The organism is Nocardia wallacei, assembly GCF_029869545.1.
GTDB classification, from domain to species: Bacteria; Actinomycetota; Actinomycetes; order Mycobacteriales; family Mycobacteriaceae; genus Nocardia; species Nocardia wallacei_A.
In genome coordinates this window covers 1-12,860 of the sequence record NZ_JARWQD010000279.1, presented here as the reverse complement: position 1 = coordinate 12,860, position 12,860 = coordinate 1, and the positions used below count along the sequence as shown (strand labels likewise).

At 70.9% G+C, this 12,860-nt stretch carries 10 protein-coding genes; 8 read left to right on the top strand and 2 right to left on the bottom strand.

Features of this window, described 5'->3' with window-relative positions:
• On the top strand, nucleotides 1–2,008 hold a 2,008-nt coding region (locus tag QH290_RS24470), incomplete at its 5' end, for an ATP-binding protein (RefSeq protein WP_280385388.1).
• A gap of 36 nt (nucleotides 2,009–2,044) precedes the next feature.
• On the opposite strand, the gene QH290_RS24465 is transcribed toward QH290_RS24470, so the two are convergent.
• Complete coding sequence (locus QH290_RS24465; protein ID WP_280385387.1) at nucleotides 2,045–2,857, bottom strand: hypothetical protein; 813 nt, start codon at nucleotides 2,855–2,857, stop codon at nucleotides 2,045–2,047.
• Nucleotides 2,858–2,934: 77 nt separating this feature from the next.
• Between QH290_RS24465 and QH290_RS24460 the strand changes: the two genes are divergently transcribed.
• Nucleotides 2,935–3,660: a helix-turn-helix transcriptional regulator gene (locus tag QH290_RS24460; RefSeq protein WP_280264737.1), complete on the top strand. Its 726-nt coding sequence runs from the start codon at nucleotides 2,935–2,937 to the stop codon at nucleotides 3,658–3,660.
• Between the two features lie 73 nt (nucleotides 3,661–3,733).
• Nucleotides 3,734–4,099 (top strand): VOC family protein, encoded by a 366-nt coding sequence (locus QH290_RS24455; protein WP_280264738.1) that lies wholly within the window; start codon nucleotides 3,734–3,736, stop codon nucleotides 4,097–4,099.
• A gap of 283 nt (nucleotides 4,100–4,382) precedes the next feature.
• Here the strand turns inward: QH290_RS24455 and QH290_RS24450 are convergent, their stop codons facing one another.
• Nucleotides 4,383–5,246: a DUF3097 domain-containing protein gene (locus QH290_RS24450; protein ID WP_280385385.1), complete on the bottom strand. Its 864-nt coding sequence runs from the start codon at nucleotides 5,244–5,246 to the stop codon at nucleotides 4,383–4,385.
• 223 nt (nucleotides 5,247–5,469) lie between these two features.
• Here QH290_RS24450 and QH290_RS24445 point away from each other — a divergent pair, with 223 nt between their 5' ends.
• The 5 genes from QH290_RS24445 (at nucleotide 5,470) to QH290_RS24425 (ending at nucleotide 12,753) form a co-directional block, all read left to right on the top strand.
• Nucleotides 5,470–5,901, top strand: a complete 432-nt coding sequence (locus QH290_RS24445) for an NfeD family protein (RefSeq protein ID WP_280269730.1) — start codon at nucleotides 5,470–5,472, stop codon at nucleotides 5,899–5,901.
• A complete protein-coding gene (locus QH290_RS24440; protein ID WP_280385383.1) occupies nucleotides 5,901–7,157 on the top strand; it encodes an SPFH domain-containing protein in 1,257 nt (418 codons plus the stop codon). Before QH290_RS24445 ends, QH290_RS24440 begins: the two co-directional genes overlap by 1 nt.
• Nucleotides 7,158–7,253: 96 nt before the next feature.
• A complete protein-coding gene (locus QH290_RS24435; RefSeq protein WP_280385380.1) occupies nucleotides 7,254–8,645 on the top strand; it encodes an ABC transporter substrate-binding protein in 1,392 nt (463 codons plus the stop codon).
• Entirely contained in the window at nucleotides 8,642–10,849 is a 2,208-nt protein-coding gene (locus QH290_RS24430; protein WP_280385378.1) for an ABC transporter permease family protein, read from the top strand. The genes QH290_RS24435 and QH290_RS24430 overlap by 4 nt, the downstream gene beginning before the upstream one ends.
• A complete protein-coding gene (locus QH290_RS24425) occupies nucleotides 10,846–12,753 on the top strand; it encodes a tetratricopeptide repeat protein (protein ID WP_280385376.1) in 1,908 nt (635 codons plus the stop codon). The genes QH290_RS24430 and QH290_RS24425 overlap by 4 nt, the downstream gene beginning before the upstream one ends.
• The last annotated feature ends 107 nt before the right edge of the window (nucleotides 12,754–12,860 follow it).

The window sequence follows — 12,860 nt, the reverse complement described above, 5'->3', positions numbered from 1 at the left end:
CCAGGTGCCCCGGACCAAGCTGGCGATCGTGGGCGACCACACCCCGCTTGACTCCGTGCGGGTGTCCGCCGGGCGGGGCGCGGCGGCCGCCGCGAGCCTGATCGTGCTGCCGATCGTGTTCGAGGACCAGGTGCTGGGCGTGATCGAGCTGGCCTCCTTCGGCCGGTTCACCGCCGTGCAGCGCGATTTCCTGGAACAGCTGATGGAGAGCATCGGCGTCAACGTCAACACGATCATGGCCAACGCCCGCACCGACGCCCTGCTCGAGGAGTCGCAGCGGCTGGCCGGGCAGCTGCAGCAGTCCAATGCCGCGCTCGAGGAGAAGGCCGAACTGCTGGTCCGGCAGAACCGCGATATCGAGATGAAGAATTTCGAGATCGAGCAGGCGCGCCAGGAGATCGAGGAGCGCGCCCAGCAGCTGGCGCTCGCCTCGAAGTACAAGTCGGAATTCCTGGCGAACATGTCGCACGAGCTGCGCACGCCGCTGACCAGCCTGCTCATGTTGGCGGGTGTGCTCGAACAGAACGCGTCGCGGAACCTGACCGAGAAGCAGGTGGAATTCGCCCGGGTGATCCAGTCCGCCGGAAAGGATCTGCAGCAGCTGATCGACGACATCTTGGATCTGTCGAAGGTCGAGGCCGGAAAGATGGACATCCGCACCGAACCGGTCCCGATGCGGCAGCTGCTCGGATACGTGCGGACCACCTTCCAGCCGCTGACCAATCAGAAGGGCCTGGCCTTCGATATCGATGTCGCGCCCGGTGTGCCCACCCACCTCACCACCGACGAGCAGCGGCTGCGGCAGGTGTTGCGCAACCTGCTGTCGAATGCGGTGAAGTTCACCGAGCGCGGGCGGGTCCGGCTCGGCGTGTCCTGCGAGGGTGACCAGGTGGCATTCTCGGTGGGCGACACCGGAATCGGCATCGCCGAACAGAATCTGGAGACGATCTTCGGCGCCTTCCAGCAGGCCGACGGCACCACCAGCCGCCGCTACGGCGGCACCGGGCTCGGGCTGTCGATCAGTCGCCAGGTGGCCAATCTGCTCGGCGGCCGGATCCGCGCGGAGAGCCGGCTCGGCGAGGGGAGCACCTTCACGCTGTATCTGCCGGTCCGCCCGCAGCCGGAGGTGCCGGTCGAGGCGCGGACGCGGGCCCGATCGGTGACACGATTCGTGCTGGTGCTGGAGGATCCGGACGAGCGCCCGCTGACCGGTTTGGTGTCGACCGTCGTCGCCGAACTCGCCGAGACGGCGGGCCCGATCCATATCGAATCCGCCGGGACCTCCGACAAGGCGCTCGAGGCGGTGGCCTCCGGTGCGTATCAGTGCGTGCTGATGGACGCCAGCCGGATGGGGGCCTTCACGCCGCGGTTCCTGGGCGGGTTGCGCGGCTGCGTCGATCCGGGACGCGTTGCGCTGCTGGCACATCCGGTGCGGGCGCTCGATCCCGAGCAGCGGCGGGTGACCGAGGCCACCGCCCGCAACCACGGGGTCGAACTGCTGGCCGAGCCCGGGGAATTCCAGGAACGGTTCCTGCTGCAGCTGACCCAGCCGCAGGGCGTCGGGACGCGGGCGCCCGCCCGGCACACCGGATATCCCCGGCTGCGGGACCGGCGGGTGCTGCTCGTCGACGACGACGCCCGCAATGTCCTGGCCATCGCCGAGATCCTCGAGCTGAACGGCATGTCGGTCCTGCACGTGCCCAACGGGCGCAAGGCGATCGAGGAGCTGCGCGACCGGCCGGACGTGGACGTGATCCTGATGGACGTGATGATGCCGGAGATGGACGGCTACACCACGACCGCGAAGATCCGCACCATGGCGCACTTCGACCGGCTGCCGATCATCATGGTCACCGCCAAGGCCATGTCCGGCGACCGGGAGAAGAGCCTGGCGTCGGGGGCCAGCGACTACATCACCAAGCCTGTCGACCCCGGGGAACTGCTCGACTGCATCGACCGCTGGTTGCGCGCGGAGACCGCGCGGTCCGAACCGGCGCCGCAGACATGACCCGACTCTCTGCGTTGTGCCGCAGGGGAATCGGAGTCACCGCGCCCCGGCGGCGGCGTGGACGGCGGTGAGCCGCGCGGCGCGAATGGCGTCCTGCAGCGGCCGCAGCAGCTTCTCCTGCGCGTGCATCGCGCTGGCGGAGGCGGGGGAGGACGGCGGCGCCTGCTGGGCCACCGCGAGGATCGCCGCGACATGATCGGCCGTATCCAGAATGCGCCGCGCCCGCAGCGGGGCCGAATCCGGATAGATGTGGCGGGAATAGTCGGCGAGTTCGGCCTCGACCATCTCGCGCGGATCCATATCGTCGCCGCCGATGCCGGTGGTCTGCAGCTGCATCAGGGCGTCGGCGGCGTCGCGCACCGCCTGGCGCATCGCGTACTCGGCCTCGCCGAGGGTCATATCCGGCACGGGATCGGGCACCGGGGTGTGGTAGACCGTCCACTGCAGGGTGTCGTCGTCGGACCACTGCGGCACCAGGCCGACGCCCTCGCTGCCGGGGACGCCGACGAGGATGCCCTCCTCCGCTTCCATTGCCGCCGTACCGAATTCGGTGCCCGCCGGGAGGCCGCGCGCGTCCCCCGGCACCGGCAGCAGCAGGCGCAGCTGCGCGCGCGGGTCGTCGAGGGCCTCGCGAATCACCTTGAGCAGCATCATGATTCCCGTGCCGTGGACGAGCGGCTCGGCACTCGGCCAGGGCAGTCCCGTGCGCCCGCCGGTGACCGGATCACCGGCGGCCACACCGTGCTGCGGCGCCCAGGCGCGCAGCGCGTCCAGCACGTCGTCGGGTGCGCTGCGCCCGGCGAGCCAGGAACCGGCCCATACCGTCAGCGTCGCACTGGGAGAACACATGTTTTCGAGCATAACTGGCTGATTGCCTGTCGGTGGCGCCCGCTATCCTGCTCGCACCCGAGACACAGGGGGTCCAGGTGAACCGCACCGATCGGCTGTACGCACTGGTGGAGGATCTGCGCGCGGTGGCGCCGCGGCGGCGCACGGCGCGGGAGCTGGCGGCGCGGCACGAGGTCTCCGTGCGCACCATCGAGCGCGATATCGCGGCGCTGCAGCAGTCGGGGGTGCCGATCCACGCCGATGTCGGCCGGTGTGGCGGCTACGCCATCGATAAGCGAATGTCGTTGCCGCCGTTGAACTTCACGCCCGAAGAGGTGGTCGCGATCGGGGTGGCGCTGCAGCGGATGCGCGGCACGCCGTTCGACGCCGCGGGCGCCGGGGCCCTGGCCAAGATCCTGGCCGCCCTGCCGGACGAGTCGGCCGGTGCGGCACGCGAACTGGCGGGGCGGGTGCGGCTGCTGGAATCGGGGGAACAACCGGAGGCCGCGCCCTTCGCGGGGGTGGTTCAGCAGGCGGTGCAGCGCGGGCGCGCGATCGTCATGACCTACACCGACCGGTCCGGCGCGGTGACAGCGCGCATCGTGGAGCCGGACCGGCTGGTCTGCGGTCCCGAGGGCTGGTACCTGGTCGGCTGGTGCCGGATGCGGGAGCGGACGCGGGTGTTCCGGCTGGATCGGATCCTGGCGGCCGAACTCGCGGATTTCGTCACCGCGGCCCGGTCTCGGCGCGAACTCGACGATCTGCCGCGCGGCTGTGTCGCGCGGGCGCTGAGTCTCGAGAATGCCGGGAAAACACCGACATAGGGCTGTCGCGTGCGTCCTCGAAGCTGGGGGTGCGCCGCGATCCGGCGGCGCTCGAGGAGAGAAGAGAGATCGCATGGCATCCGAATTCGACCGCGTGGCGTGGTTCCAGGTCGGCAGCTCCGATCCCGGTGCGGCCCAGCGCTTCTACGGCGACCTGTTCGGCTGGACCTTCCGCACCGACCCGGGCAGCGGCGACCAGTACCACCTGGCCAGCTACGCGGGCGAGCAGGCCCCCAGCGGCGGCATCACGCAATCCGAGGACGCGCACGCGGTATTCGGCGTCGTGGTGCGCGATGTCGCGGCAACCTGCGACCGCGCGATGGAACTGGGCGGCAAGGTGCTGGTCCCGGCGGTCCGCACCCCCGACGGCCTGGTTTTCGCCCACATCCTCGACGCCGACGGCAACCGCTTCATGGTCTTCACGCCCCCGGCCCCCTGATTCCGGCCAAAAGCACGCCGGAAACAGAGGGTGAAGTAGGCACGCCGGAGACAAAGCAGAGGTGGGCGTGCCTCCACTCGCCGTATCCAGCGGGGCACGCCTCCGCTCGCTGGATCGGTGGGGCATGGCTGCGGTCGTTGGATCAGTGGGGCATGGCTGCGGTCGCTGGATCGGTGGCGCATGGCTGGGGTCGTTGGATGACCGGGGGCATGGGTGCGGGGGTAGGTTCGGTGGGGCATCAGTAGGGTCGCTGGTTCGGTGCGGGATGGCTCTGGGAGCTGGATCAGCGGGGCATGGCTCTGCCTGTTGTTTTCCCGGCGTGTTCTTGGCCGGGATCGGTGACGAAATCGATCAGGCGTTCCACGGCGCCGATCAGGGGCGCCTCCAGGTCTCGGAAGGAGTCGACGGCGTTGTATACCCGGCGCCAGCCGTCCTTGGGCGTGCCCCAGCCCAGGCGGCGGCAGATGCCCGTCTTCCAGTCCTCGCCGCGCGGCACCTCGGGCCAGGCCGGGATGCCGACGGCGGCGGGGCGCACCGCCTGCCAGACGTCGATGTAGGGATGGCCGGTGACGAGCACGTGCGAGCCGAGGCCGGTGGTCAGGCCCGACTCCTTGGAGCCGGTCACCAGGTGGTCGACGAGGACGCCGACCCGCCTGCCCGGCCCCGGGCCGAACTCGGTCAGGCGCGTGGCGAGGTTGTCCAGACCCTCGAGGTGCTCGACGACCACACCCTCTACGCGCAGATCGTGTCCCCACACCCGCTCGACCAGCGCCGCGTCGTGCACGCCCTCGACCCAGATCCGGCTGGTGCGTGCCACGCGTGCGCGCAGCCCCTCGACCCGCGTCGATCCGGATGCGGAGCGGGTGGGCCGTTGGGGCGCGGCGGGCTTGGGGCGCACCAGGGTGACCGGCCGCCCATCGATCAGGAAGGCCGCCTCCCGCATGGCGAACAGCCGTACCTTCCCGTGGCGATCCTCCAGCTTGACGAACTCGCCGTCGTAGCTGCGATCGAAACCGACCACGGCACCACAGAATCCGGTCGCGGCATCCTCGACGACGAGATCCGACTCCGCGGATACCTGTGGCACGGGCCGCTTCCGGGAGCGGCCGTGCCCGGCGTAGATGTCCCCATAGTTCTGCGCACTCACCCGCACGAAAATAGTCGGTGCCCCGGGCAGTCGCGTCCCGCGCCCGTGGACCGGCCGGGCCGCGCGCCGCGATACCGGTTGAGCGCCAACCGAGTTGGTCATCGGACCTGATTCGGTGCCGGGGTGTGCGACGGGCGTGCCTCGCGAGTTGTCCAGGGACTCGCCCGATCACATGTTGCGTGTGTATCCCTCATCGCGCGGCGGCGACCATTAGAGTGAAGGCGTGGCCGCAATAGTGTGGCTGGTCGCGGGGATCCTGCTCGCGGCCGCCGAGATGCTGACCGGTGATTTCACGCTGCTCATGTTGGGTACCGCCGCGCTCGCGACGGCCGGTGTGTCGGGCCTGGCGAACACGTCGATTCTGGTCGACGCGATCGTCTTCGGCGTGAGTTCACTCGGTCTGATGCTGGTGGTGCGTCCGGTATTGTTGCGGCGCTTCGGAACTCCGCCACCCATACCGACGAACGTGGACGCCCTCCCGGGCAAGACCGCGCACGTGCTCGAGCGGGTGAACGAGCACACCGGCCGAGTGAAGATCGGCGGTGAGGTATGGAGCGCCCGCCCGCTCAACTCCGATGAAGAGTACGCCGAGGGGGAGACCGTCTACGTCATGAAGATCGACGGCGCGCACGCCGTCGTGTGGAAGGGGCCGTAATGGCTGTACTGATCGTCGCCGCCGTCCTCGTCCTGCTGGTCGCGGTGGTGGTGTTCAAATCGATCGCGCTGGTGCCGCAGGCCGAGGCCGCGGTCATCGAGCGCCTGGGCCGGTACTCGCGCACGGTGTCGGGCCAGCTGACGTTCCTGGTGCCATTCGCCGACCGCATCCGGGCGAAGGTCGACCTGCGCGAGCGGGTGGTGTCGTTCCCGCCGCAGCCGGTGATCACCCAGGACAACCTGACCGTGCAGATCGACTCGGTGGTGTACTTCCAGGTCACCAGCCCGCAGGCGGCGGTGTACGAGATCAGCAACTACATCGCCGCGGTCGAGCAGCTGACCATCACCACGCTGCGCAACGTGGTCGGCGGCATGACCCTGGAAGACACCCTGACCTCCCGCGACCAGATCAACTCGCAGCTGCGCGGCGTGCTCGACGAGGCCACCGGCCGCTGGGGCCTGCGGGTCGCGCGAGTGGAGCTGAAGGCCATCGATCCGCCCCCGTCGATCCAGGAGTCGATGGAGAAGCAGATGAAGGCCGACCGCGAGAAGCGGGCCATGATCCTCACCGCGGAGGGTAACCGGGAGGCTCAGATCAAGTCCGCCGAGGGCGCCAAGCAGGCGCAGATCCTCGCGGCGGAGGGCTCCAAGCAGTCGGCGATCCTCGGCGCCGAGGGCGACCGGCAGAGCCGCATCCTGCGTGCCCAGGGTGAACGCGCGGGCGCCTACCTGCAGGCACAGGGCCAGGCGAAGGCGATCGAAAAGGTCTTCGCCGCAATCAAATCCGGCAAGCCCACCCCGGAACTGCTTGCCTACCAGTACATGCAGACGCTGCCGCTGGTGGCCAAGGGCGACGCCAACAAGGTGTGGATGGTGCCGAGCGATTTCGGCAAGGCGCTCGAGGGTTTCGCCCGCAACTTCGGAACCCAGGGCGAGGACGGCGTTTTCCGGTACGAGCCCACCCCCGACGGGGAGGCCACGGTCCGTCCGGAGGACGACTCCGACGACGTGGCGGGCTGGTTCGACATGAAGACCGACCCGGCCGCCGAACGGGCGGTGCGCGCCGCCGAGGCCGCGGCGGCCACCCCGGTGGAATCCCCGATTCCCCCGGTGCCCTCGCGTAACCTGCCGCCGCAGGGTCCGGGTGGCGGCACGCAGTTCCCGCCGTCGCGGCCGGAACCGACACAGCAGCCCTATCAGCCCGGTACCGGTGAGAACCGGCCGTGGCAGCCGCCGGACTTCACGCAGGGCCGGTAACGCCGGCGCGGTCGGTGCGATGTTCCGAGTGATCGGCTCGTAGGAGCCGGTCACGAGGTTCACACACCGGCTGCACCGACGCGGTTTCGGGGGACGATGGCGACGCGACGAGCGGTACTGCAGGCGGGGGCGCTCGCCCCGCTCCTCGTGGGCTGCGCGCCGGGTGTATTTCGCGACCGTCCCGACGTGGTCCGAATCGCGGTGCCGTGGAGCGGAACCGAGCTGGCGGCGTTCCGGGCCGTCTTGGAGGGGATCCGGGCACCGGCCCCGGGCGTGCCCGCCTATCCGCACCCGGTGGACGTCGTACCGCTCGGCGACGACGTGGACACCGCACTCCATGCCGGGGGCCGTACCGCTCCGGATGTCGTGATGCTCCCGGAGGCCGGACAGGTGCGGGAGTTGGCCGGTACCAGGCTGCGTGCCGTCGGCGACTCGCTGTGGGTGACGACGGACGGCAGGCCGCGGTATCGCCCGCCGTGGTGGGAACTGTTGCGGCACAGGGTTCCCGGCACCGACGCCATCGGTCAGTACGGGGTGCCGTTCAAGGCTTCCAACAAGTCGCTGGTGTGGTACGACCGGGATGCGTTCGGGGACAGCGACTCTCCGCGCACCTGGATGCTCGCGGACTGGCCGGACAGGATCGGCGCGTACGCGAGCGGCGAGCGGCGGCTGTTCGCGCTCGGCGCCGCCGACGGCTGGGTGCTGACCGACGTGTTCGCGAATGTGCTGCGGACCATGGCGCCACGCGACTACGAGGATCTGATCACACCGCCGGGAAATGCGGGCGAGCAGGTGCGGGAGTGGGATCGGCCGGGCGTGCGCGCGGCCTTCGGCGTGCTCGGACAGATTTGGGGCCATCCGGACGCGTTCGCGGGCCGGGTGGCCGAGACGCTGCGCAGGCAGTTCGCGGATTCGGTGCGCGACGTATTCCTGCACCGGCGGGCCGCCATGGTGGTGGCACCGGATTTCGCCGAACCCGTTGTGCGGCACAGTCTCCGCCGGACCGGGCGGTCGGACTCGTGTGTCGGGGTGATGGCCTTCCCCGCATTCGGCCGCGAATATGTGGCGCCGCGGATCGGCGGCGGCGACGTCATGGTCATCACCGCGAAGGCGAAGGAGCGCGCCGAAGACCTCGTCGCCGCGCTGGCCGCGCCGACCGCGCCGGTGCCCTGGATCACCCGATACGGCGGATTCGTGGCGCCGGACGAGCGGCCCCGCGCCGAGCCCGGCAGAGAACCCGAATCCGAACGCGGAACCGAGCGCCCGGCGTCCTACTCCGGAATCTACAAAGACGTTGCGGACCAGATGAACTCGTGGGACGTGTTCGGGTTCGCGGACTGGCTCGGCCCGATCGGGCGCCGCAACGGCCTGTGGCGCGTGCTGACGAACTTCCTTGTCGCCGTGGGATATCGCAGCCCCGGCCGGATCGACGAGGCCACCGGGGCGGCGATCGCGGGCCTGAGCGCCTTCGAGCGGAGCCTGCGATGACGGATGCGAAATCCGCTGTGCCGCAGCCCGCGACGTCGGTCACCACGATTCGCGCACACGGGCTGGACCTGGAGCTGGCGACGCGGCGCATGGCGGGCCCGCCGGTCGGCGGCTGGAATCCGAGCGGTCTGACGACGGCGGCGGTCCTGCTGCCCGCCCTGGTGCTGATCGGGCTGCTGCTGGTCGCCCCGGCCGGAGCCACCGTCGTCATGGCGTGCAGCCAGGCCAGCGGACGGGTCATCGTGGCGTGGTGTGCGGAGTTCGTGGTGGCGGGTGTGATGCTGGCCCGGCTCTGGCGAACGCGGAACGGACGGGGCCTGCGGCAGATCGCACGAGATGCGGCCGGGCCCGGCGCGAGTGGCGAGGCCGCGCCAACGCCGGGCGCCCGTCGGGGGCGGTCCGGCGAGTTGTCTGTCTGGAGCGCCGCGCTGGTCGCCCCCGTTCTCGCGGTGGCCCTGCTGGACGCGGGACATGCGGGGCTGCTGCTGTACTGCGCGGTGTTCCTCGCTGCCGCCCTGCTGTCCGTCTGGTTGCCGGGGCGGAAGCGGCGGACGGAATGGCCTGTGTCCGTGGTGATTCCGGCGGTGGGAATCGCCGCCGCCGGTGTTGCCCTGTGGCGCGCGCTCGGCGGCGACGGTGCGCGGGCCTACGCGTGGACGCTGGGCTGGGTCGTCGTCGCGACGGCGATCCTGGCCGCCGCGCTGGGCCTCGCCTGGACGTGGCGCCGGACCTGGTGGCCGTGGCCGCCGCTGATCGTCTCGTTCGCGGTGTCGGCGTTCGTGGCCGGACTGGCGTTCCGGCTGATCTTCGAGCCGGTGGTGAACGCGACGGAAAGCGTTGTGCTGCAGCTCGTCCTGTACTTCGTGATGTTGGTCGTGACGTTCGTGTGGTCCTGGTTCGGCGCGGTGTTCGTGCTGCTGCGGACCGCCGCCGACGCCATCGAAACCGATCCGGTGCGCCGGGGCTACCTCGGCGAGCGCCCGGCGCGGCTGCTGCCGCGGGTGGACCGGCGCGGCTGGTGGCAGTGGATGAAACGCCTTGTGGAGCTGGTGAATCCGGTGCTGCTGATCCTGTGGCTCGTGATGGCGGTGGCCGCGGCCCGGGTGTTCGACGTCGTGCTCGTGTCTGTCCCCACGTCACAGCAGTACGTCCTGGACACCTCCACCGTGTACTGGTGGCGCCTGATCATCGACGATCCGTCGAATCGTGCTGCGGCGGCGGCCTATTCGCTTCCGCTCGCCGTCGTCGTCGGGCTGGGCGCCTGGGTGCTGCAGACCGGTGTCCGCAGGCACCGCACCCGCTGGACGATGCCCGCGGCGCGGCCGGTGCCGGTGCACCTGCCGTTGCCCGCGGTGCGGCACGACCGAACACGGCCGACGGCGGGTCGCGCGCGGCGCCGCGGATGGGTACGAGGCCGCACCGGGCTGCGCATGAGCTGGCTGGTCGCGCGGGTCGCGGTGGTGTCGCTGCTGATGCTGTCGCCGGTGATCGTGCTGGTCGTCTTGACCTGGGCCGGGTTGGACGGACCGGCGCTGACCGGTCCGCGCGCCGTTTGGCACGACAGCGAGCTGTGGCGCGCATTGGCCACGACCGCCTCGGTGACGGTGGTGGCGACGGGACTGACCGTGAGTGCCGCGTTACCGCCTGCCTTCTACGCGGCATCGCTGCCTCCGAAGGAGGCGCTGTCGCGTGTGGTGGTCGCGGTTCTCGTGGTGCTGGCGGCCCTGCCCGCGCAGGTCTACGCCGGGCCGATCCGGGCATTCATCGAGGACAACAACCTGGCCGGGACGTCGATGCCGCTGATCCTGACGCATGCCGCGATCGGGTTGCCGATCGCGATCCTGATCCTGCGCGGGGCCCTGCTGGCGCCGGAGGACAGTCCGATCGCCGACGTGCGGCGCGGACTGGTCCCGATGCCGCTGGCCGCCCGGCGCGCGCTCGGCACCGCGGGTCCCGCGGTCGGCGCGGTCGCGGTCCTCGAGGCGGTCCAGATCTGGAACGACTTCTTCATCGGGCAGCTGATCGGCGGGGCCGACGCGAGCCCGTGGTCGCTGCTGCTGTGGAGCGAGGCGCGGCAGTTCCACGAGAGCGTGGCGCATCTGGCGGCCGGAGCCCTGCTGGCGGCCCTGCCGCCCGTCGTACTCGTGCTGCTGACGTGGCGCCGGTATCTGGTGCCGGGCCTGACGGGGGGAGTGCTGCGATGACCTTCTCCGCCCCGGACGGCGACGCGGATCGGCCCGGCGATTCCGGATCCTCGCTGGACCTGATCTCGAAAACGTCAGCGTGGCAAGGATTTCTGGGCGGCGCCTGGGTGATCGCCACGTCGATCCTGCTCGAGGTCGTGAGCAAGCTGCTGGAGAGCCTGGTCGACCAGAGCCGGATGCTGGTCACGCTCTCGTCGTGGCTGAGCCGGGTGGCGGCGCTGATCGTCGCCCTCTCCGTCGGCTACCTGGCGTGGCGCTGGATCGCGGAGCGACGCCGCCGATGGCACGTCGACCGCGAGATCCACCTGACGGCCGACCTGGTCCCACCGGGCCCGGAGGTGGCGATGGGACCTCCCGTCCCCGCCACGGGCAGCTTAGCGCCGGGCGGGGCCTCGGTGGAGAGCGGGGAAACGTCGGGTCGGGGACCGGTGGTGGGTGGGGAAATGTCGGGCTGGGGACCGGCGGTCGGCGGGGAGGCGTCGGGTCGGGGGCCGGTGGAAGCTGGTGCGGGGCGGTTGGGGCCGATGGACCTCGCGGTGCGGAAGGTGCTGGAGCACTTGCCGTTCGGCGAGTACGAGGCGGCGGCGCTGTACGAGATGGTGTCGGCGATGGTGACCGTGACGGTGCGGCTCCCGATCCGCGTCCAACCCGACGGAAGCTCCGCGCAGGGCGTCATCGAGCAGCTCACCGCGGCGGGAGTGCTGCGGCGCGCCGAACGCGACCGGGTCGTGGTGGTGCGCGACGCGCCCCCACCGGCGCCGGACGCGGAGGTCGTGGCCGGTCACGAATGGCGGGCGGCGGTCCCGGCGCTGGTCCGCCATCATGCCGATCGCGCGCGCCGGTGGGCGATCGCCCTCGACAGCGGCCGCCTCGCCGCGGGCGCGCGCCGATGGTTCGAACTGGAGGAGGAACAATTGCGCCGGGTGCTGTCGGGCTGCCGGGCACTGGCGGCCGCGGAGGCGCTCCCGGCGGGCATCCCCGAGTTGATCGAGATCGCCGACGCCCTGGACGTCTGGTACGCCCGTAACGGGTGGAGCGCGGCGAGAAACGGTGTGGCCGAGGACATTGCGAGGGTGATCGAGCATTCGCGGTCCGCCGAGTTCGTGGTCGAGCACGAACTCGCGGAGATCCGCGGCGCGCGACGCGATTCGGGTCCGGCGGTGACCCGGCTGCACCGGTATCACGCGGGGCTCGCCGCCCGCCGCGCCCAGCGGGACGGGCTGCGGGCGCTGGAGTGGGCACTGGCCGATTTCGATCGGCGGCGGGCGACGCGGCCGGACCGGCACCCGGTGGCGCCGGAACCCGACCGGTTCGCCGGGGCGGAGAAGCTGCTCGAACGCGCGTGGAAACTGTTGCCGCGCAGGGATGTCGTGGGGGAGGTCGGCGTCCTGATCGACCTGTCGGTGGTGCATCTGCACCAGGGCCGTCTCGATGTGGCGCGCAACCGGCTGGCCGTCGCGGAATCGCTCGCGCGGGACGGGCGCGATCCGTCCGGGTTGGCCCAGGTGCACGAGACCCTGGGCGTGCTGTGGTGGATTCGCGGCGAACCGCGCCGGGCCCTGCGGTATTGGCAGCGTGCCCTGACCCGCTACCGGGAACTCGACCACGCCCTGGGAATCGCCCGATGCCTGCAGCATCTGGGCTCGGCGATGCGCATCGCCCCCGAATACGGCAGCCTGCTCCTGCGCGGTGCACCCGACCGGCACACGGTATGGCGCGAGGCCTCAGGCTGGCTCGCCGAATCCGAGGCGATCCGCCCGCAGCCGGAGCCCCCCGAACCCGGACAGCCGGTCCCCACCCTCCCAGCACACGTGGAAACCGCCCGGATCCGCGCCCAACTGGGCAGAAACGACTACCACCGGACAATCCACCACTGGCCAGAACCCGCCACCGATGACGCGTAGCCCCCGCCGCACGGCCCCCCGCGGCGGGGGTGTCGGTGGTCAACGACGTCTCGGGCGGCCGGGCCGACCCGGATATGGTGAAGGTGGTTGCGGCGGCGGAGATTCCG